Genomic DNA, 8,506 nt, shown 5'->3' on the forward strand with positions numbered 1-8,506 from the left:
CGCAACCCGGGTCACGCCTGTCCGCAAAGGCGGCAAGAAGCGCTCCGGGGTGTCCGGAACCGGACGTTCACCCCTACAACAAAAGACCTATTTTTCTATGCGAAACAACACGATAGCCTAAGTCCTCGATACCACTGAACCGCGACGAGCCAGATGACAGGGACCGTGCAGGGAGCACGTCCACGCAAGCGACATGCATGTCGCCCCGGTGCACGGATGCACAGCGCGGAGTGTCACGAGGAATGCGAGGAATGTCGCAAGACTCGTCAGCGGTTTAGCGGTATCGAACTGGGGAACCGCAATACTTCCACGGCATGTCGTCAACGCGACATGCCGTGGTCTTTTGTGGCCGCGCGTCAGAACGACACGCGGACACCGACGTTGCCGGCCCAGCCGCGCATGCCGTAGCTGCCGACGAAGTGCTGGTAGGTGCCTTCGCCATACACTTGCACATGTTCACCGAGCTGGCTGACCGCACCCGCGGCCACACGATACGCATTACCCACACGACCCGAGCCGAAGCGGTCGCCGGTATGGAAGGCTTCGCTGGAGACGTCCACGCCCGGATCGCCATTGCTCGTATGTGTCAGGTCCAGGCTGGCATAGGGCATGAATCGCGGCTGCGCCGTCCGGGTAACACGACCGCCAAGCGTGGCGCTGGTCTGCTTCGCCGTGCCTAGCTGCACCTCGAGTCCATCGGTGTCGCTGAAGTCCCGGAAGTTCAGCTGTTGGTGCTTCAGCTGGAACCGCGGCTCCACCGTCCAGTCGCCACCGATCGCGATCGGCAGACCCGCCTCGATCGACGTGGTCCAGCCATGCGCGCGGAGATTGCCGACATCGGAGCCGCGCAGATCCGTACCTACATCGCCGCGGTACCGCGTGGCGCCGATGACGCCGTCTACCCAGAAGCCGTTGCCGTGCTGCCAGGTGATCCAGCCGGATACACCATTGGCATGGTATTTCGCGCTGCTGTTGCCATCGACCGCGTTGGGGGTAACGCGCGTGGTCCCCTTGTCGGCGGCCCAGCCCGCACGCAGCGAACCGTTGTCGCCATCCAGCGCGATCAGGCTGCCGCCGAGCTGCAGCGCGTTGATCTGCTGATCGAAGTCGTAGCCGTAACGCTGAAACGACAGGTTGGAGCTGTAGCGCAGCTGGCCACCGAGGTAGCGCGCGAATACCTCGCCCCCGACCCGGTTGTCCGATGCGCCCTGGCGGATGTCACCTAGCCGCTGGTGCAGACCGTCGTTCATCATGTCGCCATAGGTGAGCAGCGCGGCTGGGGCGGAGAGATAGGAAGGCAGCTGCGGAGCCACGGCGAATCGCTCACGCGGGGTTTCGGGGATACCGGGGTCGCCGCCGTCACCCGGAACACCGGGATCCTCGGGATTGCCCGGGTCGCCACCATCACCGGGGCCCGGACCACCCGGATCCACCGGTGTACAGCCTCCTTCGCACACCACCTGGTTGGCGAGACGGTAGTCCCAGTTCAATGGTGCACCACCCAGCTGGTTCTGCGCCGGATCGGCCTGCCCTGGGCCGAACGCGTGCAGGGTGTACTGGAATGGACCGACGGCGACATAGCCCCCGCGAAGCCTGAACGCATCGGCCCGCGAAGCGCCGCCCACCTGCACCAGTGAAGTGCCCTCGTCAGCCTCGATCACCCCGTTGCCGTTGGTGTCGGTAGCGGCACCGGCGCCGCCCGGCGTCACAACGATATCGGTCACGCCCGTCGTGGTCACGTTACCCAGGATCAACAGCCGGTCCGTCTGCTGATGGGACGAAGCCCCGCCCTCATTCAGGAGGACGTTGAGCCCGATGGCGCCGCCGCTCCCCGAGAAGTCGCCACGCACGGTCGTGCTTCGATAGGCCGCGCCGCTGACCGGCGTAAAGGATGCGCTGCCGCCGTTCAGGGCGAGCGAAGCGATCGTCGAGTTTCCCGTCGAGGCCCATGCGGTGCCCGCTGCCAGCGTCATCGTCGCGTCGCCCGTCACGCTACCGGTAAGCGTCGCCGCATTGGTCAGCGAAACGTCCGCGGAGGCACTGCCCGCCAGCTGGAAGTCACCGGCGATTCGACTATCGTCCAGCTGGATGGTCGCGTGCGTCCCGTCGTTCATGCCCAGCGCGACGCCGTTGGCACCTTCGAGCGATGCACCGTTACGCAGAATGATCGTCGGATCGACTGGCGTGTCATCCTGACTGAACACCTGGATGGCGCTGCCGCCCAGGCCACGTACCGTGGAGCCGTCCACGATGAGGGTGCTGCCGACGGAGGGCGCGTAGACAGCGCGCGTTGTCGTCACCTGCAAGCCCTGACCTTGCCCCTGCACCAGACTGCCGTCGGTCAGCGTCAGGCTGCCGTTGTACATCGCGATACCGGCCGAACCGGCACCCTGACCGATGAACCGGGTGGCCGAAGCGTCAATGACACCGTTACCCGCGATACTGGCGGCGTAGTCATTTCCGTTGATGACGCTGCGTGCGACGGACACGTGTGCCGCCATGCCCTTGCCTTCGGGCAGGTTGCTTTCCGACAGCAGGAGGCCTCGCTGGAAGCGACCCGTCGTTCCCGGGGAAATCGTGGAATCGGTGATCGTCAGGTTCGATCCGTTGTATCCATCCACGCCGACGCCCGACGCGGACGTGATCGTCGAGCGGTCGATGACGAGCGTACCGAACGTCGTATGCACGGCGCCGGCGGTCGACCCATTCAGCACACGCAACGTACCGGACGCCCGCACATTGAAGACCTCCGGCGAGGCGTTCTCGTTATCGAGCACGACGGTCTGGCCCGCGCCGACATCGCGCGCGATCGCATAGGAAGACGTCGAAAGTGCCGCGACGATAGCGGCCGAAAGCGTCGCGCGGCGCGCAACTCGGGACAAAGTGCAATGCATGGCGTTTTCCTGCTTCGGAACCAAGACAAGGAGTCGCCGGACATGAGGTCCTGGCGACGGACGCGGCGGACACAGGTCGACGCCACGAGAGAGGGCATTACAGCCACTCGCGGCCGACCTCGCTATTGGGCGTGGTCCTAAAAGTGGATGCGGTGTGGTGCGGCCCTCCCAGCCTTTCCGATCTCGTTGCGATGACCGGGCGCGGTTCCGGCGCGTGATCCGGCAAGAGTCGCATCCTTATCGCTGTACACGTCCATGTGACGTGAAGCGCGTCGGTCCTCCCAATTTAAGCTCGAAAATGCCGATTTCCGGCACACCGCGCCTACGACGTCCGGACTATCGAAGCAGCACTATACGGGCGAGTAGCATCGAAGCCGCGCCATTATTCGAATCACAGGAGTGATACAACATGCAAGGAAAGCCCACCGCAAACGCTCCGCGTCGCGCCCAGCTTATGCTCGACACCATCGCACAGCCTTCCATCGGCAATAATGCCGTGGCTGGTATCGCCGCCGCTTCGCCCCAGGACGAAAACATCGGCCTGCCCACTCTGGTGCCCGACGCGTTACCGAACGATAAGATTCCGCGCACAAAGATGCTGTCTCCTCTTCTGGTCACCTGCGAGACCTGGACCAACTCGAAGCCAAACGACCTTTACAGTCTGATGTACGGCGAGACGGAGCTTGATTCGTTCGAACTTCCTTCGAGTCCACCGTACCCCCCGACGATCGAGTTGCATGTGCCGGTGGCTTTTATGGCTGCCATCGCTGAGGGAACCGTGCAAACGGTTCCCCTTCGCATGCAGATCGAAACCCTGCTCGGCATCAAGTACTACTACAAGTTCGTTTCGCCCATCTTCGACAAGCAGCCACCGGGCGGCGATCTGCCGCCGGCGATCGATTTCGACGAGGACATCGACAATAACGGCCTGACCCTCGCCAAGTTGCTCGGTCAGCTCGGTGGTGTGCTCGAAGGTACGATCCCCAGCTACGAATTCCAGGAGAAAGGCGACACCATCAACCTCTTCATGAAGCTTCGTAGTGACGGCATTCAGATTGACGCCGGAACCGTCGTCACCACGAGTAAAAGCGGTGGCACGAAGGTCACCTACGACCGCACGGTACTCGAGAAGGTCGATGGGGCCGGTATTGTCGATTTTTACTATGCCGCGACGGACGACGTCGGCAATCAACACGGGCCGGCTCCGGGAACCCCGGTCAACATGCTGATCAGGGACGCTCCTGAGACCATTCCGGCACCGCTGATCCCCCGCTTCGACCCCGAAGAAGACAAGCTGATCACCGATCTTGACGCTCGACCCGCCATGGTGATTCAGATTCCCAGGTACACGCCAACGCCTAAGGAAGGCGATTACTTCATCGTCAGTGTCGGCGACCAAAGCGTCGTCACCAGCCCGCTGAAGGCTTCAGACATCGACAACGATCCGCTACTCGAGCTGGGTTTCCCTTACACGCTGCTGTTTCCGTCCACCAACGACGGCAGCCCGCCCGCACCGATTTTCACGGCCGATGTCCGTTATCAGGTCATGCGAAGCGGTCTGTCGAGTCCGTCCGAGATCAAACCGGTTGACTTCGATCTTTCATTGCCCGGCAATCCCGACCCCAATCCTGACCCGCTGCCGAACCCGGATCCAGGTCTGCCTGCCAATCCGAACGAGAATCTGCAACGGCCTACCCTCCGGGGTGAGAGCGGCGCGGACAACGATCTTCCGGCGGACGATGCCGAGAAGGACGCTACCGGCATCGTGCCCTGGTTCGACCTTTCCGCTACGCCGGTTGCAGCGTTCAAGGAAGACGATGTCATTCAGCTCTACATCGACGCCAAAGAAGGCGGCGCCGTGGGTGCCGCATACAAGGTTACCGGCGACGACGTCACCAAGGCTGCCGATCTCGAGATCACGGTTCAGAGTGCCGACCTCCAGAGCCATTCCGGCGCGCACCAGTTTTATTACGGTGCGACCCGCAAACTGGAGAGCGGCGAGGATATCCCGGCGTTCTCCCCGTCGCGGGCCATCACCATCAAGACCGCCGGCGAACTGCCCGGAGGAGGCACGCTCTATGCCGCCACCTTCGTGAATGCAGCGGGCAGGCGGGCCTATGGCATCAACATCGACGACGCCCGAAACGGGACACTCGTGCGCATTCGCCTGGACCAGACCAATGTCGGCGAAGGCGATACCATCACGTGGAAATTCGTGGGAACGCCGGACTTCGAACCGCCGGGACAGCCGACAAGCGACAGCGGATCGCACATCATCACAAAGAACGATCTCGTCGAAAGGGACGACAGTTCGCTTCCCAAGCCACCGGCAAAACCAATCACGGAGAAGCGTGCTTTCGTCGACATCCTGCTGGCCCCGGGCGTTCTTCTGCCCGTCAATTTCGGTCACGGTTATTTCGACTATACGATCGAAAACCAGGCCGGCACGGTAGAGGCCGTTCAGGACAACGTGCTGATGGATGTACGCACGGGAAACTGATGCGTTACGAGCGACGGTGGATCAAGGAGGTTCCATGCAAACCGAACACGAACGCCCGGACTCACCGCCGCTCGCCGACGGTGGCGCCGCCACAGACACAATCGTGCCAGATGCGGCGCTCCCGCCCCCGCTCATTCACGAGGTCGACGCCAACGGCGGTCTCGGGTACGACCTGGTGGGCCCTAACGCCGCGGGAAGCATTGGCGTGATCGTCGGCCCGTGGGATGGCTTCGCCGATGGAGACATCGCCCGTATCCGCTGGGGCGGCACGACGGGACCGGTCGTCGGGAGCCGACTCGTTAACGCCGAGGACAACGGCAAGGCCATTCCGGTCACCGTTCGTGCTTCGGCCATCCATGCCATCGGCGCAGGCATCTACGATGTAGTGCACGAAAATGTGGGCGCATCGGGCACGGTGGTTTACTCGCCTTCCCTTTCGGTCGAAGTCAAACTGAGCGTCCCGGGCGGCCTCGACCCCGACCCGAGCACCGAAACCATCAATGAGGGACTGAAACCGCCGGAAGTCCTCCCCTGGCCGCTCGGGGCGGACCTGAGCAACGTGCGCGTCGTCGTGGCCAGGTACCTCAACATCGAAGCAGGCGACAGGGTCACGGCTTCGTGGCATGGCTTCTGGCATGAGATCACGGTGTCGTCAGCGGACGCGACGGCGCCGTCGGTCGAAATAGATATACCCGAGGACGAGATCAGGCAGGTCGGCGAGGGTCCGGCGACCGTCACGTACCGCATCCTAGACCGCGTGACCAACAGTTCGAAGTGGGCGCCGCATAAGCAGGTGCAGGTGCCCCTGCCCGATCCGGGTGCGCTGCCCGCGCCTCGCGTGGAGGAAGCCGACATCGATCAGACGGTTATCGACCTGGGCAAGCTGGGTACCGGTGACGTTACCGTCCAGCCTGTCAACAACGGCGGCCTGAAGGGCGCGAGCATCACCGTGACATGGACGGGCGTGGCGGAAGACGGGACCACGCCCCGCCCTTATTCGCCGCCGCCCCAGTTGCTCACCTACGACTACCAGGTACCTGAATTCATCATCCCGAATGCCGAAGTCGCAGCGCTAGGCGGCACGGCCGGCGGCGGCAAGGCCAGTGTCGCGTACAAGCGGACCAATCCCGGGGACACGCCGGTTCAGTCGAAACGCAGGGATCTGCGTGTCATCGGCAGCGAGCTACCCGCTCCTAAGGTGGATGAGGCGATCAACTACACGATTCCCGCCGAACTTGGCGTCGCCCACTTGGTCATTCCGCCGCAGACAAGGGGCGACCGGGTCACCGCCAATATCGCCGCGCCTGTGCCGTTCACAGATTCCAAAGCCATGAGCGATCCGTCGAAACCCCCTGAATTCACGCTGACGGGAACGGCGTTCATCGCGCCGAACGCCGGCTCGCCCGCCACGGCGACCTATACGGTAACCGGGCCCAACTACTCCGCGACGTCGCTTCCCTATCCATTCGGCATCCTGCCCCCTGCGGTGCCGAACCTTCCCCTTCCCGGCATCGTCGAAGCGGTCGCTAATCAGATCGATCCGCCCGCGGCGCCCAACGGAATCACCGCCTCCATTCCGGCGTCCTCCGATATCCGCGCGAGCGACGATGTGATCGTGACTGTGGCGGGTCCAGGTGGGCAGGAGACCACCGCCGCGCAAACCGGCAACCCGTCAGGCATGAAGATCGACATCGGGCCGGCGGTCGTGGCGAAGAACCTGGCCCATGCGATCACTGTGCAATACAGCGTCACGCCCAAGGCCGGCGGCGCAGCGAAGTCCTCGCCGATCGCAAACTTCAACGTGATCGACTTCCAGCCGAACGACCCGCGCGTCAACAAGCCTGTCATCCGGCAGGCGCTAGGTACGAGCGTCCTCGATCTCAACCAGTTCGTCGGCGACGCGCTGATCGACATACCTAAATGGCCATTGATGGCCACCGGGCAGCTGTACTGGCTTACGGCGTCGACGGCAAACGGTTCGCAAGTCATTGCCACGGCCAAACCGGTCACCGGCGGGAGCGCGTTCTCGGAGCCGCTGCCGCGCCTGTGGCTGAACACCCTCTCCGACCAGACACCGCTCGTCCTCACACTGGAAGTCGCCTTCGATGGCGGCGCGCAGGCGACGGCACGAAAATTCACCTCGCTGGCCTATACGGTTCGTGCCACGGTCGCGCCACCGGCCTTCCCGGCGCCGGTCATTCCGCAGGCCATCGCGTCGCGGCTCGACGGCAACAGAACGTCCGCAGACCTGGAGGTCCCGCCCACCGCGCCCTTGCTGAGCGGTGACAGCGTAGCCGCGTCATTCGGTACCCATGCCTTGCCGACAAAGACGGCCTCGCCGGCCCTGGATCCGTTTAAGATCACCGCCGCCATGATCGCGGCGGAGCGCGGCAGGACCGTGGTGAGCACGTACACCGTCACGCGCGGCGGTACCACTTTGCCTGTGTCTGCGCCGCTCAGCGTGTTCGTCACGCCAGGAGGCGATCAGTGGGATGCGACGTTCGATTTCGACGGCGAGCAAACGCGAAGCGTATCGTCCGAGACGAAAGACCAACTCAAGTTCGACAAAGTGTTCCACGTCATGTTCGACAGGAACCACCATGTCGAGAAAGAGCAGTTCATCGGCGTCAAGCCCTACTCTGGCGCTGGCCTCGACGACTACTACAAGGGCGACATCCTCTGGATCGGACACCCGACAAACAACGAGCTTATCTTAAAAACCGTCCTCTTCAACTTGTTCGAGGAATGGACGGAAGTGCGCTTCGCGGTCAGTTCGATGGACGATCCGGTGTACATCTCGTTTCAGGATGCATCGGGCAACATGATCGGCGGAAAAAAGACGCTCAACGCGGGAAGCGGCAACGGCCAGTACGCCGAAGTGAGAAATGACGTCGTTGCCGGGAAGAAGGTCAAGTGGATAGAAATTGTCTGCAAGGACTCGATCCACGTGGACTTCTTCAAGTTCAAAAGGTGATCGACAAGACCAGGACAACCCGCCCATACGGCGGGTTGTCTTCATTGGCTTATCGGCCAAATGCCTCACCCGGCTAGCACGCTGGTTGTATAGGCCCCGCGCTTTTCAAAGCCTATAAATGATCTCGCGAATGCAGGT

3 protein-coding genes are annotated in these 8,506 nt (G+C 62.8%); 2 read left to right on the top strand and 1 reads right to left on the bottom strand.

Annotated elements, in window-relative coordinates; translation table 11 throughout:
• Nucleotides 1-356: 356 nt before the first annotated feature.
• A complete protein-coding gene (locus J2X57_RS02335) occupies nucleotides 357-2,894 on the bottom strand; it encodes an autotransporter outer membrane beta-barrel domain-containing protein (RefSeq protein ID WP_309863339.1) in 2,538 nt (845 codons plus the stop codon).
• A gap of 409 nt (nucleotides 2,895-3,303) precedes the next feature.
• On the opposite strand from J2X57_RS02335, the gene J2X57_RS02340 reads away from it, so the two are divergent.
• Both J2X57_RS02340 and J2X57_RS02345 read left to right on the top strand, forming a co-directional pair.
• Nucleotides 3,304-5,394: a hypothetical protein gene (locus J2X57_RS02340; protein WP_309863341.1), complete on the top strand. Its 2,091-nt coding sequence runs from the start codon at nucleotides 3,304-3,306 to the stop codon at nucleotides 5,392-5,394.
• A 34-nt stretch (nucleotides 5,395-5,428) separates the two neighbouring features.
• Nucleotides 5,429-8,368: a hypothetical protein gene (locus J2X57_RS02345; RefSeq protein ID WP_309863344.1), complete on the top strand. Its 2,940-nt coding sequence runs from the start codon at nucleotides 5,429-5,431 to the stop codon at nucleotides 8,366-8,368.
• Nucleotides 8,369-8,506: the final 138 nt, after the last annotated feature.

It is taken from the genome of Luteibacter sp. 1214, assembly GCF_031455395.1.
In the GTDB taxonomy this organism is placed as follows: Bacteria; Pseudomonadota; Gammaproteobacteria; order Xanthomonadales; family Rhodanobacteraceae; genus Luteibacter; species Luteibacter mycovicinus.